Raw genomic sequence first — 18654 nt, 5'->3', positions numbered from 1 at the left:
ATAAAAAATTGAAGATTATGAAATTAAAATATATAATGGCAAGCTTTTTAATTGGCAGCTGTACTTTTATAAGCAGCTGCAAAGATGATTTTGCCGATATCAATACCAATCCAACTATCGTTTCAAAACCAGACCCTCGCTATTTATTTACTCAAGCATTAGCAAATTTTGATGGTCATGACTATTTTGCTTGGTATTACGATTACAATAATATGCTGAGATGGTCTCAAACAGTAGCTTCAACAGGAGGTAATGAAAACCTGATGACTACTATGTCCAATTCAGGCAAAATGGGATCACAAGTTTACAATGTAATGAACCAAGTAAATGAACTGACTTATATTGTAAATACAACTTTAGAGGGAGAAGAACAAGCAAAATATACTTATCTAAAAGCACTTTGTCAACCTTTAATGATTTACTTGGCTATGTGGGATACTGATATGTATGGCTCCATGGCATACACAGAAGCCTATCAAGCACGTTACGGAGGAACCCTCACTCCAAAATATGACACACAAGCTGAATTGTTTGATTTGTGGGAAAAACAATTGAAAGAAACTGTTGAAACATTAGCCAATGATGTAACTATTGATGGAAATAAAGTAACACAGCAGTCTTTAGGCTCACAGGATATCATCTACCAAGGCGATTATACCAAATGGTTGAAATTTGCCAACTCTCTCCGTTTAAAGCTAGCAGTTCGTTTAATTAACGAGGATAAGAATCGGGCACTGAATATTGTAAGAGACGCTGCCAAGTATCCTATTATGGATGGTTTGGAAGATGATTTCTTCTATAATAAAAGTGCTACAGACCGTCATATGCCTGGTGGAAATTCTATGGATAACCGTGGTGCAGGATCAATGCAATTAATCAACTTCATGCTTGAACATTTTGATCCACGTATCCGTGTCTTTTTCGAAAAGAATGATTATAATTCAATCGTCGTACAAGCGTTCTATGACAAAGGACAAAGACTACCTTCATTTGTAGAGGAAAATGTCATATCAGAAGAAGTTAACGGCAAAAAGGTTTTCAAAGGCTGGAAAGCTCCTGGTGAACCTTGGGTACGTTATTACGGTTTACCGACAGAAGTAGAAGCCGGTTTAGCCGACCAGCACCCAGAATATGTTGATTATTTTGACAAAGCTGGTAAGCTGTGGAAAGTTTCAGATAAGGACGGCAATGGAGAAACAACTTATTATCCATATTCTCCATTAAATCAATATATGTTTGACAAAAAAGTCATTATAGATTATCCGGTTGCTCCAGGTGCGCCAAAAGTTCAGATTACAGATTTATACGCATGGTATGGATTGTATCTATCCACAGCAGAAGTAAACTTGTATCTGGCAGAACTTAAGTTACTAAGCCAAGGACAAGATATCGGTTTTTCAGGAAGCGCAGAATCCTATCTGAAAAAGGGAGTAGAATATTCAATGCGTGCTTATGACAAGTTAGCAGGTTTAAATCATATCCCCTATTATGACAATACATTTGGGCAAGACAAATTTGATGTAACCATTAAGTTGCAGGAAAATGAAGTCACTAGATTACTAAATGATCCTATCTTGACTTTAGATGGATCTACTACAGAGAATCTGGAAAAAGTATACTTGCAACAGTATATTCACTTTATTTTCTTCCCGGCTGATCAATATATCATGATGCGTCGTTCCGGATGTCCTATGAAAGAAAGTGATTTATATCCCATGCTGAACTTAAATCCTAAAGTAAGCAACTATCCATTACCTCGTAGATTTCAAGTGACGCAACCAACTGTAGATGATAAAATGGGAGATATCAAGAGAAAAGCATATCAAGATCAAGGATATTCCTATGGTCCGGAACCTACAATACTAAATACAGAACGAGTTTGGTATGATAAAAAAGCTCCGCAATTTGGTGAAGGACCTAATTTGAATTAATGGAAAAACAGTCTGAAATATGACGCTAGTCCAAGTTTATTAATAAAAAAGGAAGAGGTTATGTGATATATTCTCTTCCTTTTTTATTATACCCAAAATCATTTGATATTCTGATATCGGCAAAGCATATTATGCATAGGTCATAGAGCCACTTAACATAAGCCAAATAAAAAAGGGCAGTACACTTGGGCGAAGGTCTGAACTTTATTTAAACAAATGGTAATGTGAGCATTTTATTGCTGCAACTTTTTAAAAAAAACTCATTTTGTTTATCATGATGAACAATTTATTACTATTTTTGTAATGTGTGATAAACAAAAAGAAGAAATGGAACGATTATTTGAGTCCTTTATCAAGAAACTGGCTATAACAAATACTTCTTTTGTACGTAGCCTGATGAATGAGATAGAATGGAAAGCTCGTCTTATAGGTATAAAGGGGGCCCGGGGAGTTGGAAAAACAACTTTATTGTTGCAGTATATCAAACTGAACCTTCCAATGGATAAAACCGTACTTTATGCCAGTGTGGATAATATCTGGTTCAGTGAACATAAACTTTATGATTTAGCTTCCGATTTTGTAAAGCGGGGAGGAAAATATCTATTTCTGGATGAAGTACACAAATACCCCAACTGGTCTCAAGAACTGAAAAATATTTATGATGACTTACCTGAACTTCATGTAGTCTTTACAGGTTCGTCCTTGCTTGAAATCTTAAATGCCAAATCGGATTTGAGCCGGCGAGCAATTGTTTATGAAATGCAAGGTTTTTCTTTTCGCGAGTATTTAAACTGGAATGAAAAACTATCATTGCCGATATTAACTTTAAATAATATATTGGATAATCATCTGTCATTATCTGTCGGGATAGTAGACAAAGTTAAAGTTCTGAAACATTTTCCTGATTATTTGAAACATGGGTATTATCCTTATTACAATGAATTACCCGCTCTTTATTATTCAAGAATAAATGAAGTGGTCAATCTGATTGTGGAATTGGAAATTCCACAGTTAAGAGGGGTTGATATTTCATATACAACTAAAATTAAGCAGTTACTATATATCATTGCAGAGTCGGCGCCTTTTATTCCTAATGTCAGTAAACTAAGCGAACGGATAGGAATCTCGCGTAATTCATTGCTGGCCTATCTGGATGCCCTCCATGACAGCTGTCTGACTATGAATCTCCAAAAAGAAGGCTCCGGCATAAGCCGCTTGCAGAAACCTGATAAACTGTTTTTAGAGAATCCTAATTTAATGTATGCATTGTCTGCCAGTCAAATTGATATTGGAAATGTCAGGGAAACTTTTTTTGCCAACCAATTGCGTTATTGCCACAAAATAAACGTTTCTAAAGAGAGTGATTTCTTTATTGATGGACGCTATACTTTTGAAGTCGGTGGTAGAAACAAAGGTAAACAACAAATAAATGGACTTTCTGATGCATATATTGTTGCTGATGATATAGAGTATGGAATAAATAATAAAATACCATTATGGTTGTTCGGTTTTCTATATTAGTACTCTTTTCGGTAGAAAATAGATAGAAAATTGTATTTAAAAGCCCTTCTATAGACTTTTAAATACAATTTTTCTTTTTGAGATACAAAAATAAAATACACTGATTATCAGATACATAGCTGTAAGAGTAGTTCTGAAGGAACTAATGAAACGGAATTACTTGATTTTCAATAAACTTTAAAAAATCACAGCTATGTTAAAACGACTAAAATCAGTCAGTATGTTGCTGTTCCTAATGGGTGCCTCTACCGGAGCAGCATACGCGGTCGCCAATCCCGGCGTTACCGACGTGAAAATCACACAACAAAGTGGTACATGTACAGGAGTTGTCAAGGATGCTACGGGTGAAACTGTCATTGGTGCATCTGTAGTAGTGAAAGGTACGACTAATGGTACTATTACCGGACTTGACGGTGACTTTTCTTTGTCAAATGTAAAAAAAGGAGATATCATTCAGATCTCTTTTGTCGGTTACATTACTCAAGAGGTTCTTTGGAATGGTACCCCTTTGAATGTTATTTTAAAAGATGATACCCAGACTTTGGATGAAGTGGTAGTCGTTGCATTTGGAACGCAGAAGAAAGTGAATGTGACCGGTGCTGTATCTACTGTCGGAGCGAAAGAGATTGCGGCACGTCCTGTTAGTTCTACGGTTGAAGCTCTGCAAGGAGTTGTTCCTGGCATGAATATTTCAACAAGTAGTGATGGTGGTTCATTGAAAGGTAACAAAGAATTCAATATTCGTGGTACAGGAACTATTGGTAAAGGCTCATCAGTATCTCCTTTGGTGCTGATTGATGGAATGGAAGGGGATATTAATGCTATTAATCCACAGGATATTGAGAATATTTCTGTTTTGAAAGATGCTGCTGCGTCTTCTATTTATGGTTCACGTGCGCCGGGAGGTGTCATTTTGATTACTACTAAAAAAGGTAAGTCAGGAAAACCATCTATTAATTATAATAATAATTTCCGATTTAACTCTCCATTGAATATGCCTCATATGGCAGATTCATACAGTTTTGCATTAGCTATCAACGACCAGCTGACCAATGGAGGACAGTCGCCAATGTATAGTGAGAAGAAATTGCAACAAATTTTGGATTATCAGCATGGTAAATCTACACAATATATGTGGGCTACGGATGCTGGACGTTGGAATGCATTTGATGACCCAAATCGTCAGGATGTTATGCCAACCGCTAATACTGATTGGTTGCATGAGTTGTTTGGTGATAGTTTTACTCAGGAGCATTCAATTAGTGTAAATGGTGGTACGGATGTAATGCAGTATTATATGTCTGCCAATTATCTGGATGAAGGAGGATTATTGAAATATGGGGATGATGGCAGACAACGCTATTCATTTACTGGTAAAATCAATGCGGATTTGGCAAAATGGTTGAAAGTAGGGTATAGTGTTCGTTTTAATCGTATTGATTATAGTTCCCCTTCCTTTGCAAGTGCCGGCGAGAATAAGGAAAATGTATTTTATTTTGATGTATGCCGTTATTGGCCTGTAATTCCTGTTGTAGATCCTAACGGTTTTTATACCGCAGAGTCTAAAATTTACCAATTGACTGAAGGGGGACGTTATAATACTCAGAATGACGTTGTGGCACAACAACTCCAGTTTCTTATTGAACCAATTAAAAATTGGAAAACCACTATTGAATTAAATTATCGTAGTAATTATAATTTCTCGCATACGGATTATCAAACGGTTTATGCTTATGATGTAAACAAGAACCCATATGCTATTGCCAACACAACTTCGGGAGTAACAGAATATGCATATAAAAGCAATTTCTTTAATCCGAATATCTTTACAGAGTATTCATTGGAGTTAGAAAACGGGCATAATATGAAAGCAATGGTCGGTTTTCAAAGTGAGTTGTTTAAACAACGTGATATTACTGCAAAACAAAATAACATAATGTCTGGCATTCCTACTTTAAATACAACTACGGATAATGCACGTGCCAGTGGTGGCTATCAGGAATGGGCAACAGCCGGTTTTTTTGGTCGTATCAATTATGATTACAAAGGTCGCTATCTGGTTGAGGCGAATCTGCGTTATGACGGTTCTTCACGTTTTTTACGCGATCAACGTTGGAATTGGTTCCCTTCTTTCTCTTTAGGCTGGAATGTGGCACGTGAGGCCTTTTTTGAGAAGTATACTAATATTGTCAATACATTGAAAGTTCGTGGCTCATGGGGTGAACTTGGTAATCAAAATACAGATAATTGGTATCCTTTTTATCGCATTATTGATTATAAACAAAATAATGGCGGTTGGTTGGTCAATGGCTTGAAACCTAATACTGCAGCCGAGTCCAGTCTCGTTTCGGCATTGTTAGGTTGGGAAAAGACCCAAACTTTAAATATTGGTTTTGATCTTGGTATGCTGGACAATCGTTTTAATTTGAATTTTGATTATTTCCAGCGTAAGTCAATTGATATGGTTGGGCCGGGACAGGAATTACCAACAATCTTAGGTATTGCCGTTCCAAATGTGAATAATCTGAATATGACTTCGAAAGGTTGGGAATTACAAGTAAGCTGGCGTGATCAGATACGTGATTTCAGATATGGTGTCACATTGGCTTTATCCGACAACCAGGTTGTAATTGATAAATATCCTAATCCGTCAAAAGATTTAGGCCAAACATATTATGATGGGGCACATTTGGGAGATCTTTGGGGATATCAGACAATAGGAATAGCTAAGACTCAGGCGGAAATGGATGCGCATCTGGCGAAGGTGGACCAATCTTCTATGGGTTCCAACTGGGGAGCAGGTGATATAATGTATGCCGATTTGGATGGTGACGGTGTGATAAGTGCAAAAGATAATACAGCAGACAATCATGGAGATAAAGTTTTGCTGGGTAATAAGACACCACGATATAACTTTGGCTTGAATTTGGATGCGGCTTATAAAGGCTTTGACTTGAAAGTGTTCTTCCAAGGAACATTGAAACGTGACTATATGCCGGGATCGGGTGCTGAAAGTATGATGTTTTGGGGAGCTGTAGGGTATTGGCAGACCAATTTTTTTGAGCCTCACTTAGACTATTTCCGTCCTGCTGATACAACGAGCCCGCTAGGAGCGAATGTCGACGGGTATTATCCACGTCCTTTAGAAAGCGACAAGAATCGTAAAGCACAAAGTCGCTATATGCAAAATGCTGCTTATTGTCGTTTGAAAAACGTAACGTTGGGATATACTTTACCGGCAGATTTGACTAAAAAATTCTACGTGAATAATTTACGTTTCTTTGTGTCTGCAGAGAATTTGTTTACTATAACCAACCTGTGTGATACTTTTGATCCTGAAACAATAGGTGTAGGCAATTGGGAAGGATGTACTTACCCATTGTCAAAGACTATTTCATTCGGATTAAGTGCAACCTTTTAATAAAATAAGATCTATATGAAAAATTATATTCAATATTTAACTATCGGAGCTTTGCTGATGGGCAGCCTGACAAGTTGTAATGACTTCTTGGATAGAGAACCATTGGATAAGGTTACTCCTGAAAAATTCTTTTCTGCAGAAGCGGATTTAGCAGCTTATGCCATAAATAACTATAAGTTTGTTACTGTGGATGATAAGTATGGTATTAATCTTTTTGGAAAAGATAATGATACAGATAATCAGGCAAGCGGAACAAGTAATTCGTTTTGGATTCCTGGTGAGAAAAAAGTTGCTGCCGACCGTGGCGAGTGGAAATGGGAGGATATTCGTTCATGCAACTACTTTTTTGACCAAGTATTACCAAGATATGAGGAGGGGGCTATAACTGGTAACCAAGATAATGTGAAACATTACATTGGAGAAATGTACGTGAACCGTGCATATAGCTATTTTCAACTTTTTACAAAATTTGGTGATCTGCCTATTGTCACAACGGCACTTCCCGATATTCAAGGTGAATTGGTGGAAGCTAGCAAGCGCCAACCGCGTCATAAGGTTGCTCGTTTTATTATTGAAGATTTAAAAAAGGCGGAAGACATGTTGTTGAATAATCCTCCGGGTGGTAAAAATCGTATTTCTAAAAATGTAGCTTATTTGCTTCATGCTCGTGTAGCTTTATATGAAGCTACTTGGGAAAAATATCATCGTGGTACAGCTTTTGTACCGGGAGGAAGCGGATGGCCGGGTAAAGATGCGCAAGGTTATGATGCTGATGTGGAAATTAATTATTTCCTTGATGAAGCGATTGCTGCTTCGAAGTTTGTTGCAGACCAAATGGTAGGCAATTTAGCAGAGAATACAGATACTCCGGAAGGAATGAATGCTTCATTGGTTTCTATCAATCCATATTATACCATGTTCTGTGATGAGAATATGGAAGGGTATAAGGAGATTCTAATGTGGAAAAAATTTGATGAATCATTGGGGGTAACCAGTAATTTGCAGATGGAACTTTGTCGTAATGGTGGTGGATCAGGCTGGACACGTGGTATGGTCAATTCATTCCTTATGCGTAATGGTTTGCCTGTTTATGCCAGTGGTTCGGGGTATAATCCCGATTGGGAGAAGGAAGGTGTAGTTGCTACGGTACAGAATCGTGACTCTCGTCTTGGTATATTCACTAAAAAGCCGGGAGATGTGAATTATTATGGTGATGATGGTACACCCAGTATTTGTCAAATCAGTTTGATATTCGGTGATGCGGGCAGTTTAGCAACAACAGGTTATATTGTAAAGAAGGGTAAACATTATTCAACTCATATGGCGAATGACCATTCTGCCGGTACCTCTGGAGGTATTGTTTTCCGTGGTGCGGAAGCTATGCTTATCTATATGGAAGCTTCATACGAGAAGAATGGAACTGTTGACGGAACGGCAGATGGATATTGGAGAGCGTTACGTACACGTGCAAAAGTAGATCCGGATTATAATAAGACAATTGCCGCAACTAATATGCTGGAAGAAGCAAAAGGGGATTTTGCCGCTTATTCACATGGAACTATGATTGATCCGACTTTGTATAATATTCGTCGTGAGCGCCGTAATGAACTTTGTGCTGAAGCTTTCCGATGGGATGATTTGAAACGCTGGAGGGCACTTGATCAGTTTAAAACGACTCCTTATCGCACGGAAGGTATGCGTTATTGGGGTAGTGTATATGAGGAACAATTAAAAGATCTTTGTATAGTAAATCCGTCAACAGGAAATATGTCTTCTCCTGAATCAAGTGTGTATATACTTCCATACGAAAAAATATTGGAAAATAATACCATTGCAAAACAAAAGGGATTCCTCTTTACTCCTGCCCATTATTTAGAGCCCATTGGGGTGGCTGTATTCCGTCAGACTGCATCAGATCCCAATGACTTCACCTCATCTTCGGTTTATCAAAATCCAGGATGGAAATATGAGGCTAGTACAGGGGCTGTTTCGGTCGAATAAGAATATATATTGATATTATTTTGTAGGGAAGTCTTTTTAGGCTTCCCTGCTTTTATTTAAGGCATTTATTTCTTAAGCGTGTATTTTACCTTTTGAAGGTAGGCATCGCTTATCTGTCTGAAGGTGTGATGAAACATTATAGTGAAGAGTATCATGAATAAAGAACTTCATAGTCGAGGGCATATGTGATGCGGTGATCTATTGTTATATTAATGCATAAAATAAACTATTTTCAAGTGAATATAAATAAAATAAAGGTGAATGATAATGTGTGATGATTTAATGTTTTATTAAATAACGGAGGTTATAATAAAATATTTTTGTTTATATTCTTAAATATATCAAATATATTATATATTTGCAGCGTCAATCTTGGTTTAGTTTAAGAATAATATCTTAAACTGGTTGATTTTTAATAAATATTTAAAGAATCACAGCTATGTTAAAACGACTAAAATCAGTCAGCATGATGCTGTTCCTAATGGGTGCCTCTACCGGAGCAGCATACGCGGTTGCCAGTCCCGGCGTTACCGATTTGAAAATCACACAACAGAGTGGAACTTGTACAGGTGTTGTCAAAGATGCTACAGGGGAAACTGTTATTGGTGCATCTGTGGTAGTAAAAGGAACTACCAATGGTACCATCACAGATTTTGATGGTAATTTCACTTTAAATGATGTAAAGAATGGAGATGTTATTCAGATTTCTTTCGTTGGTTATATCACTCAAGAAATGAAATGGAATGGAACTCCGCTGAATGTTATTTTGAAAGATGATACTCAAACTTTGGATGAAGTTGTTGTTGTCGGCTATGGTGGTTCTCAAAAACGTGCAGCTTTGACTACTGCTATTACTAAAATGGATGACCAGGTCTTAAAGAAGGCGGCTTATAGTAATGTGGGACAGTCATTACAAGGATCTGTATCGGGATTACGTGTTGTCAATACTACAGGGCAGCCAGGTAGCTCACCTAATATAACTTTGCGTGGGGGAGCAACAATTACGGGGGATAATAGTGCCGCATTAATTATTGTTGATGGAATAGTGCGTAATAATATGGCAGATATTAACTCCTCGGATATAGAATCTATCCAGGTTTTGAAGGATGCTGCATCGACCGCTATCTATGGTGCTCGTGCTAATGGGGGTGTTATCTTGATTGAAACGAAAAAAGGTAAAGAGGGAAAAGTAGATGTTAATTATAAATTCAAGATGGGTATGAACTTTGCCCGCAAAGGATATGAATATCTGAATGCTGGTGATTATTTGTATTATACTCGACTGGGATTTAAAAATGCTAACCAAGCGGTAGCAGGATATAGTGATGGATGGAATCCTGATACTCAGAATGGTTGTGGTACAACTAAAAATAACTATGATGTACGTTATTTGGAAGGCAATGAGGATTTGGTGAATCAAGGATGGCAGACGATGACTGATCCTTACTCTGGTAAACAGTTGGTTTATAAAGATTATCATGGAGCTATGGATGATGAGATTTTTAATTCACCTGCGTTGATGCAAGATCATTATATCAGTATCAATGGTGGAAATGATAAAGGAACTTTTGCTGCCAGTTTAGGGTATTATGATGAGGATGGTCAGGTCGTTGGAACTGGTTATCAACGTTTTAATGGCTCCTTGAACGGCTCCTATAAGCTCTTCCCATTTTTGACAATAAATGCAGGAACTACTTATTCCTGGTCTACACAGCCTACATTGTCATGGACAGGTACTTATGAGTTCTTTTATCGTACACGTGGTATGCGTCCTACTTGGAATCCTTGGAATGAGGATGGTAGTCCTAATTCGGCTGATACTAATATTTCCGATGGTAATCCCGCTTATTTCAGAGATAAATTACTGTATTCTGACGGAACGAATAAAAGCACTTATAATATAGGATTTAAATTGGATATTCTTCCAAAGAAATTAGTGTTAAACGGTAACGCTTCTTTGTATCGTTATGATTACATGGTGGAAAAATTTAATAAAGCGTACCAATTGGAGAATAAAGATACAAATACAACACGTGAGGCTTCTGTGGAGCAGGAACGTTATACTCAACAGCAATATAATGCTACATTGACTTATACCGACACTTTTGCTGATAAGCATAATTTGGAGGTCATGTTAGGGGGTGAATATTTTACTTATGATCAGTTTAAGCTTGCGGCAAAAACTCAAAATTCTCCTACTGATGATATCCCTACTTTAAATGTAGGCGCAACTCGCACTGAAACTAGTACTACTAAGAGTGCTTATCGAATACTTTCTAGTTTTGGACGTCTGAATTATAACTATGAAATGAAATACTTACTTTCTGTTGTGTTCCGTTATGATGGTATTTCTAAATTGAAGGATAATAGATGGGGATTTTTCCCTGGAGTTTCTGCCGGATGGAATATTACAGAAGAGCAGTTTTGGAAGGATTCCAACGTTTCTGATTTGATTTCCACCTTTAAACCTCGTCTTAGTTATGGTGTGAATGGTAATGTGAACGGTTTAGGTAATTATACGGTATATGGTGAGTATGCAACAACGAAACCTTATGGTGGTGAAACCGGTATATACAATAGTGCATTGGTTAATACAGGGTTACGTTGGGAACAGAGCCAAAGCTTTGAAGCCGGACTTGATATTGGTTTCTTCAATAATCGTTTGAGCTTTATTCTGGATTATTATAATCGCAAGACAAAAGATTTGCTTACCGATCTTGCTTTACCAGGGTATACAGGATTTGATAAGATTGCTACTAATTTGGGTACTCTTCGTAATTCTGGTTTTGAAGCGGAAGTACGTGCTAATATCATAAATAAAGGTGGATTCACTTGGGATATGACAGCAAACCTTTCTACTGTAGCTAATAAAATTATAAAATTGCCTGACAATAAGGAGGTTAATAACCGTGTAGGTGGTGCTCAGGTATGGGATCCTAATAAAGGAGAGTTAGTATGGGTTGGCGGCCGTCAGGAAGGTGGAAAGTTAGGTGAGCTTATTGCCTATAAACAAAATCATATTTTTAAAGATTGGGATGATGTAAAAAAATATGCAAACAATCGAATTGATAATGTCGCAAATTTGTATGGTCCGGGTAAGGCAGCAGAATATGCAGGTAAACAAGGTTGGAAACCTATTGAACCAGGAGATGTTTGTTGGGAGGATATGGATGGAAATGATGTGATAGATTCATATGACCGTTATGTCGTTGGTAATATATTTCCTAATATAACCGGTGGATTCTCTACTACATTCAGCTATAAAAATTGGTCGTTGTATGGACGTTTTGATTATGCATTAGGACATACATTGTATAATGATTTAAAGGCTCGTACATTGGGCCAGTATCAAGGCACATGGAATATTATAACTGATGTGAAAGATATGTGGACAGAAGATAATCCGAACACAGATTTATCTAAATATTATTTTGGCGATCAGAATATCAAAAAGAATATCACACGTTCTAATAATGGTTTAACTGCTGCTGATAACAACAATTCTCATTATTATGAAAAGGGGGATTATTTGTGTTTGCGAGAGCTTACATTAAGTTATACATTACCGAAATCACTAATCAGTAAATGTTTCATGACGGATGCTTCTGTTTATGTCACAGGTCAGAATTTGTTTTATATAACTGGTTATGAAGGTACATCTCCGGAACCGGCTGTAAGTACAGAATATGGTCGTGGTATTGATAATGGACGTTATCCTACTCCAAGAACTGTATTATTTGGTTTATCTGTTTCATTTTAATCAACAAGACTCATTATGAAAAAAATATTAGCATATTTAATGGTTGGCATAGCTTTTACCGGGTGTAATTCTTTGGATTTGGAGCCAATAAGTAGTATTGCCGATAATAAATATTGGCAGACAGAAGCACAGGTGGATGCTTTTAATGTGGGGTTACATTCTAAGTTTAGAGAGAAATGTAGTTATAGCATTTTTCTTTTTGGAGAACCTCGTGCGGATTATTATTTTGGAGAGTCAACATTTGGTAGTGCTACCCAGGGTAATGAACGTATGTGGAACAACAGTTTGAACGATGTGAATACGGTTGTTTCTAATTTTGGAAATTTATATGAGGTGATTAATCAGGCTAATCTGATGATAAACAAGGTGGAAGGTATGTCGATGAATGAAAGTACCAAGAAATATTATCTGGGCGAAGTTTATGGTATCCGTGCTTTCCTTTACTTTCAGTTGTTACGATCTTATGGAGATGTAGTGATATGGACCGATTTCTCGGAAGGGTCGAGCTTGGATCTTGGAAATTTAGCAAGACCAGCTTCTTCTGCTGCTGACGTAATGAAATTGATTGTTGATGATTTACAGGCTTCAGAAACTGCTTTTGGGGATAATTATGGGTTTAGAAATGATTCTCAGCGTTATTTTTGGTCTAAAGCAGCTACCATGATGTTGAAGGGTGAAGTATATATGTGGAGAGGAAAACACATGGGAGGTGGTAACGAAGATTATACAACAGCGAAAAATGCATTGCAGGAAGTGAGAAATCAAACCGATAAATTTGGTTTGTTGGAGGATTTCTCTGAAGTATTTTCTTATGATAACAAGAATAATAAAGAGATAATATTTGCGATTCGCAATGCACGCGATGAATATAATATGTGGGGGGATGTAACATATAATAATAATATGTTTCCACAGCAAAATATATTATTCGGATATATGGATGAGAATGGTAATCCCATTAGTTCATTGGGTGATAAAGTGAAAGTGAATGGTACGATCCGTTACCCAGTTAATAAGGATGTGTATACTAAATGCTTTAATGATAACGATACCCGTAAGCGAAGCACACTTCAGGCTGCTTATGAAAAAAAGGAAGATGGAACTTTATCTCTTTATGGGTTGTATCCGGCCAAGTTTTTGGGTACATTGCTTGATGGGGCTGATACGCGTAGTCCATTGGATGATTATCCTGTTTATCGGTATGCAGATTGCTTGTTGTTGTTAGCTCAAGCTAAGGCTTTTTTAGGAGAGGACCCTGTGGAAGAAATTAATGCAGTACGTAAACGTGCCTATGGTGAAGATTATTTTAATGCACATCCGGAAGTACAATATCCCAATGATAATGATGCCGCACTTTATGCGGATAATAAGTCTGTAAAACCGGATAATGCCGGTGCAATGGAAGCTGTTCTAAAAGAACGTATGCGTGAGTTTATGGTTGAAGGAAAACGTTGGTATGATCTGCGCTTAGCAGGTGATGAATATGTATTGGAACATACTACAGCAGAAGCAACCCGTTTGCTTTGGCCTATTGATAAGAATACATTGACTAATAATTCGGCATTGAAGCAGACACCAGGATATGAATCTAGTGGAGGAAAATAAAGTATTAGTTATATAATAAAAGAAGGTGTCTGAAATGGACAGCCTCCAAAAGTTAGACATAAAACTTTTAGAGGGCACTTCACTTTTCGGACACCTTCTTTTATTGAAACCGTTTCAAGACTTTTAGTATATCTTTGGGTTTTTCTATCTTAATCTTTTCTGTTTCAATGAACTCTTTGATAAGTTGTTGCTTATCTTTTGAATACAATTTCAGAAGTGAATGGATATTTCGAAAGCTTCTCAACTTGCCTTTAATCTGAGTGTAATAAACATTTTCCGTTACCATTTTATAGACCGAAAGGTCTAAATTCTGTTCACCGTTAACACGTTGGAAGCGTGTATTGACATCAATTGCTTGAACACTGCCATGAGTAACTGTTCCCATAGCTCCTTTCTTCCCGATATCTTTTGGCTTTACTTTCCAGTCTATAAAAAGAGTGGTATGCTGATCAGTCATCACTTCCATAAAATGTCCCTCAAACGGAATAAAGCGGTGTATATCAATGACTACTGTATCAATATCTTCCAAATTCTCTATAACCATGTCTGTCGATTCATTCAAAAAATGCATTTCCTTGTTTATACAGTCATAGTTAAATTTCCCTTTGGCAAACTGTTTGTTTTTCAATAAAACTTTTCCTGGAGTAAATTCCTTGAAGAAATAGCCGGCAGGTTGTTGGGCATTTATCAACGTTATGCTTCCCAATGCCAGAATTGCAATAAGAATTCCTTTTGTATTCATAGTGATGGAGATTTTAATTATTCATACTAGTCCTTTGAGCCAAATTGCCAAAAAACGATCGTATACTATATATCCTTGCTGCTCTTTTAAGACAAACTCCTTATTAATTAAAGACTTTAATGCTACATTTATGCTGCTGGCTCCTTTTAAATCATATTTCTTTATGAATGTGGCACTGTTAATCTCATTTACAATTTCCTCTTTGGCTATAGCTTTCAGCAACTGAATCTGATTGGAAGTTAAAAACTGGAAATAGGTTTGATAAGTATATTCTTCCTCCTGTATGATTTCCTGGATGAGTGTATGCAACAGCTCTATGGTCGGAGTCTGCTGTGGCAATGAATACAATCTGTTTAAAAGATATTGCATATACCACGTATGTCCTTTTACCGATTGATAAATTTCATGGAAGATATTTTCCTGCAAAGTTTTTTTCCTTTCATCAAACAGTTTCTTGGCAAACTCCCGGTAAGGAGTATAAGGAATAGGGGCCAGGAAAAGTTTCTGCGTAGATTGGTAAAAAGGTCTTTTGATGGAAAAGAAGATAGACTCCATCAAATGCTTTTTGCTGCCCGAAAAGATAAAATGCACATTCGGGGTGAACTGGATATACGATCTCAACAGGCCTTCCACTCCTTTCTCCGGATATTCCATTATTTGCTGGAATTCGTCAATGGCTATATAACATTCTACTCCCGATTGGTTTAGGTAGGTGAAAATCTCTTTCAAGGTTTCTTCTGAACGTTCCGGAATAAAGTCGAGTGTTACAGATGGCATTCCTGTAATTTCATCGGCGCTGATGACCGGACGGCAACTTTTAAAGAATGAGAATAGCGATTTTAAGGTACTCTGTGATAAGGTATCTAATTTCCCCAACACACTTCGTCCCAGTAGAGATACAAACTCCTGAAGATTCTGGGTTGAAAATATATCCAGATAAAAACAGGCGGCAGATTTATTTTCTTTTTGAATATAGTAAAATACATTCTTTATTAGTCCTGTCTTTCCCATACGGCGCGGACTGATTAATGTAATATTTCTGCCATTCTTTAATGCTGACATTAAAGAAGCTGTTTCTTTTTCGCGGTCACAGAAATAGTCGGGCCCTTGGTAACCGGTTATTAAAAATGGATTAGTAGAAATACTCTTCATTGCAGTTTTTATGTTACATAAAACATGTAACGCAAATAACGCAATAAAGTTTGGATTGAGCAAATATAAGAGTTGTATTTTTGTTTTGCCTATTATATCATGTTCTGACTTGACATGGTTCATGGCAACAATTTAATATGGCAATTACAAGATATCTAAAACAGAAGTTATGCTGATAATGATAATGATCATGTTTCATGGATAAGGGCATAAATACCTGGAGCATTATGATCCTTTGAAAAGCATCAGGAACAGAAAGCAGGAAGAGGGTATGACAGTCGGCTCCAGCTATACATACCCTCTTCCTGTAATGAGGTAGATTCCTTATTTCATCTTATACACCAAAGTCCCGCCCTTTAGGATATCTTCATGCGAGATATAATTCTTTGTATAAGGTTCACCGTTCAGTGTAATACTGTCAATATACTTGTGTTCCTTTGATAATCCTTCGGCAATGATCGTGAAAGTCTTTCCATCGGCCAGGTTCAATACAATTTCAGGCATCTGTGGGGCGCCGAATACATAATTGCCACTTACCGGATCTACCGGATAGAACCCCATAGCAGAGAACATATACCATGCTGACATCTGTCCGCAGTCATCATTGCCACAGAGTCCGTCGGGTTCGGGATGATATTGCGTATCAAAGATTTCACGGATCAGTTCTTGGGTACGTTCGGGGCGACCTGCCAACGTATATAAATAAGTAATGTGATGGCTGGGTTCATTGCCGTGTGCGTATTGACCGATCAAGCCGGTAACATCTGCCTGGGTGGTTTCCAGTTTCAAGGTGAATAAAGAATCCAATTTGTTTAAGAATGCTTGTTCTCCGCCGAATAACTCAATAAGCCCCGGCACATCATGTTGCACATGCCAAGTGTACTGCCATGCATTACCTTCGGTATAGTCTCCACCGGTACTTTCCATGTGGGCAACCTGACTAGGGTTGAAAGGAGATTTCCAACTCCCGTCAGCATTGCGGGGACGCATGAATTGCGTTTCAGTATCGAACAGGTTCTTATAAAAATCGGCACGTTTGGCAAAATAAGCGGCATCTTCCTCTTTACCCATACGTTGGGCCATATCGGCTGCGGCGTAATCATCATATACCGATTCCAGCGTAGAGGATACTGATTCTGTCTTAATCAAGTCAGTAGGGAAATAACCGTATTTCATATAAGTTTCCCAATCGGATTTCAGTTTATGAGATACGGTTTGGGTATTTTTGATAGCATTGAAGGCACGCTCGGCATCAAAGCCTCGGAAGCCTTTGCGGTAAGCTTCGGCGATAACTGAAACACCGTGGTTGCCAATCATGGTATATGTTTCTTTTCCCCAAAGTCCCCAGATAGGCAGGAAGCCCTGTACTTCAGCCTGTTCTACCAATGAATTGACGAATCCATCTACTTTTTCAGGAACCATTAAGGTGTAAAACGGATGGGCGGCACGGTAAGTGTCCCATAAGGAGAAAGTGGAATAAAAAGCTCCGTTACCGGCTTTAACGATGGAATCGGCTGCATTACGGTACCATCCGTCTACGTCCGAGATTTGGTTGGGCTGTATCAGGGCATGGTAGAAGCTAGTATAGAAGTTGGTCTTCTCATCATCCGTACCGGTTATTTCAATGCGGCTCAGATAATTATTCCATTCGTCGTGTGCTGCTTGCTTCACTCCTTCAAAATTCCAGTCGGCTATTTCCGCTTCCATATTCTTCTTGGCTCCATCCACGCCGGTGGTGGACATGGCTACTTTCATCAGCAGTTCCTCTCCCGGCTCCATGTCAAAAGTAGCGATGATACGTTTCCCTTTTTCTGTTTCGGCCATGGGCAGATACAGGGTATCTATGACGGGACGATTGAACTTCATAACAAAAAAGCAATCCTGGTTCACCCATACGCTGTTGCGTACATGTCCGGTCAAAGTTTGTGCATCTTCCCAATTGGTTTCGCAACTTTGTACTTGCGAATGATATTGGTTTTCGTTCCACGCAGGTCCGTGCTGAAGGTCAATCAATACAGATGCCGAGTCGGCGTTATGATAGGTATAACGGTGTAGGGCGGCATGGGGAGAGACGGTCAGTTCGGCTTTCACGCCGGGATCAGTCAGCTCTACGGTGTAGTATCCGGGAGTCGCTGCTTCCTTGTCTTTGGGGAAGTGGCTGCGATAAGCGTCCCAGGCACGGGCGCGTGTGCCGGTAACTGGCATCACCAGGATATCTCCCAAATCCATACACCCTGTTCCATTAAGGTGTGTTTGGGTAAATCCCCATATCAGGGAGTCGGTGTACACATATTCCGAGCAATATCTCCAGCCGATAGCTCCGGTTACGGGGCTTGTCTGGATCATGCTGAAAGGACGGCAGGCACCGGGAAAGGTATGTCCGTTGTCTGCTGCTCCGATGAACGTGTTAACATACTGCGTGTAGTCAGTTTCGCTTGTCTTCTGCTGTGTTGTGGAACAGCCGAAGAACGAGCCTGCCAATACAAATGCGCAAAGGATAGAATAGGTTTTCTTCATAGAT

The 18654-nt window shown here is 38.3% G+C and carries 9 protein-coding genes; 6 read left to right on the top strand and 3 right to left on the bottom strand.

Features of this window, described 5'->3' with window-relative positions:
* The first annotated feature begins 17 nt into the window (after window positions 1-17).
* The 6 genes from GKD17_RS18960 (at window position 18) to nanU (ending at window position 14239) form a co-directional block, all read left to right on the top strand.
* On the top strand, window positions 18-1931 hold the full coding sequence (locus GKD17_RS18960; protein WP_007832971.1) for a SusD/RagB family nutrient-binding outer membrane lipoprotein: 1914 nt from the start codon (window positions 18-20) through the stop codon (window positions 1929-1931).
* A 327-nt stretch (window positions 1932-2258) separates the two neighbouring features.
* Window positions 2259-3452, top strand: coding sequence for an ATP-binding protein (locus GKD17_RS18955; RefSeq protein WP_007848762.1), 1194 nt, complete (start codon window positions 2259-2261; stop codon window positions 3450-3452).
* Window positions 3453-3645: 193 nt separating this feature from the next.
* Window positions 3646-6873, top strand: a complete 3228-nt coding sequence (locus GKD17_RS18950; RefSeq protein ID WP_007840918.1) for a SusC/RagA family TonB-linked outer membrane protein — start codon at window positions 3646-3648, stop codon at window positions 6871-6873.
* A 15-nt stretch (window positions 6874-6888) separates the two neighbouring features.
* A complete protein-coding gene (locus GKD17_RS18945; protein ID WP_005845767.1) occupies window positions 6889-8874 on the top strand; it encodes a RagB/SusD family nutrient uptake outer membrane protein in 1986 nt (661 codons plus the stop codon).
* A 439-nt stretch (window positions 8875-9313) separates the two neighbouring features.
* The gene (locus GKD17_RS18940; RefSeq protein WP_005845769.1) at window positions 9314-12634 is read left to right on the top strand and encodes a SusC/RagA family TonB-linked outer membrane protein; all 3321 of its coding nucleotides are present in this window, start codon (window positions 9314-9316) and stop codon (window positions 12632-12634) included.
* A gap of 15 nt (window positions 12635-12649) precedes the next feature.
* Window positions 12650-14239: a SusD family outer membrane lipoprotein NanU gene (nanU, locus tag GKD17_RS18935; protein ID WP_005845771.1), complete on the top strand. Its 1590-nt coding sequence runs from the start codon at window positions 12650-12652 to the stop codon at window positions 14237-14239.
* A 100-nt stretch (window positions 14240-14339) separates the two neighbouring features.
* Here the strand turns inward: nanU and GKD17_RS18930 are convergent, their stop codons facing one another.
* The 3 genes from GKD17_RS18930 to GKD17_RS18920 all read right to left on the bottom strand — a co-directional run bounded on the left by GKD17_RS18930 (window position 14340) and on the right by GKD17_RS18920 (window position 18650).
* Window positions 14340-14981, bottom strand: coding sequence for a hypothetical protein (locus GKD17_RS18930; protein WP_007832979.1), 642 nt, complete (start codon window positions 14979-14981; stop codon window positions 14340-14342).
* A gap of 21 nt (window positions 14982-15002) precedes the next feature.
* Complete coding sequence (locus tag GKD17_RS18925) at window positions 15003-16133, bottom strand: AAA family ATPase (protein ID WP_007840914.1); 1131 nt, start codon at window positions 16131-16133, stop codon at window positions 15003-15005.
* 324 nt (window positions 16134-16457) lie between these two features.
* On the bottom strand, window positions 16458-18650 hold the full coding sequence (locus tag GKD17_RS18920) for a GH92 family glycosyl hydrolase (RefSeq protein ID WP_007832982.1): 2193 nt from the start codon (window positions 18648-18650) through the stop codon (window positions 16458-16460).
* Between the last annotated feature and the right edge of the window lie 4 nt (window positions 18651-18654).

Source organism: Phocaeicola dorei (assembly GCF_013009555.1).
Lineage (GTDB): Bacteria > Bacteroidota > Bacteroidia > Bacteroidales > Bacteroidaceae > Phocaeicola > Phocaeicola dorei.
This window is presented reverse-complemented; position numbering and strand designations above follow the sequence as displayed.

Coding starts and splice junctions, on each gene's coding strand:
- GKD17_RS18930 (WP_007832979.1), bottom strand. CDS start 14,981: ATGAATACAAAAGGAATTCTTATTGCAATTCTGGCATTGGGAAGCATA.
- GKD17_RS18940 (WP_005845769.1), top strand. CDS start 9,314: ATGTTAAAACGACTAAAATCAGTCAGCATGATGCTGTTCCTAATGGGT.
- GKD17_RS18960 (WP_007832971.1), top strand. CDS start 18: ATGAAATTAAAATATATAATGGCAAGCTTTTTAATTGGCAGCTGTACT.
- GKD17_RS18925 (WP_007840914.1), bottom strand. CDS start 16,133: ATGAAGAGTATTTCTACTAATCCATTTTTAATAACCGGTTACCAAGGG.
- GKD17_RS18945 (WP_005845767.1), top strand. CDS start 6,889: ATGAAAAATTATATTCAATATTTAACTATCGGAGCTTTGCTGATGGGC.
- nanU (WP_005845771.1), top strand. CDS start 12,650: ATGAAAAAAATATTAGCATATTTAATGGTTGGCATAGCTTTTACCGGG.
- GKD17_RS18955 (WP_007848762.1), top strand. CDS start 2,259: ATGGAACGATTATTTGAGTCCTTTATCAAGAAACTGGCTATAACAAAT.
- GKD17_RS18920 (WP_007832982.1), bottom strand. CDS start 18,650: ATGAAGAAAACCTATTCTATCCTTTGCGCATTTGTATTGGCAGGCTCG.
- GKD17_RS18950 (WP_007840918.1), top strand. CDS start 3,646: ATGTTAAAACGACTAAAATCAGTCAGTATGTTGCTGTTCCTAATGGGT.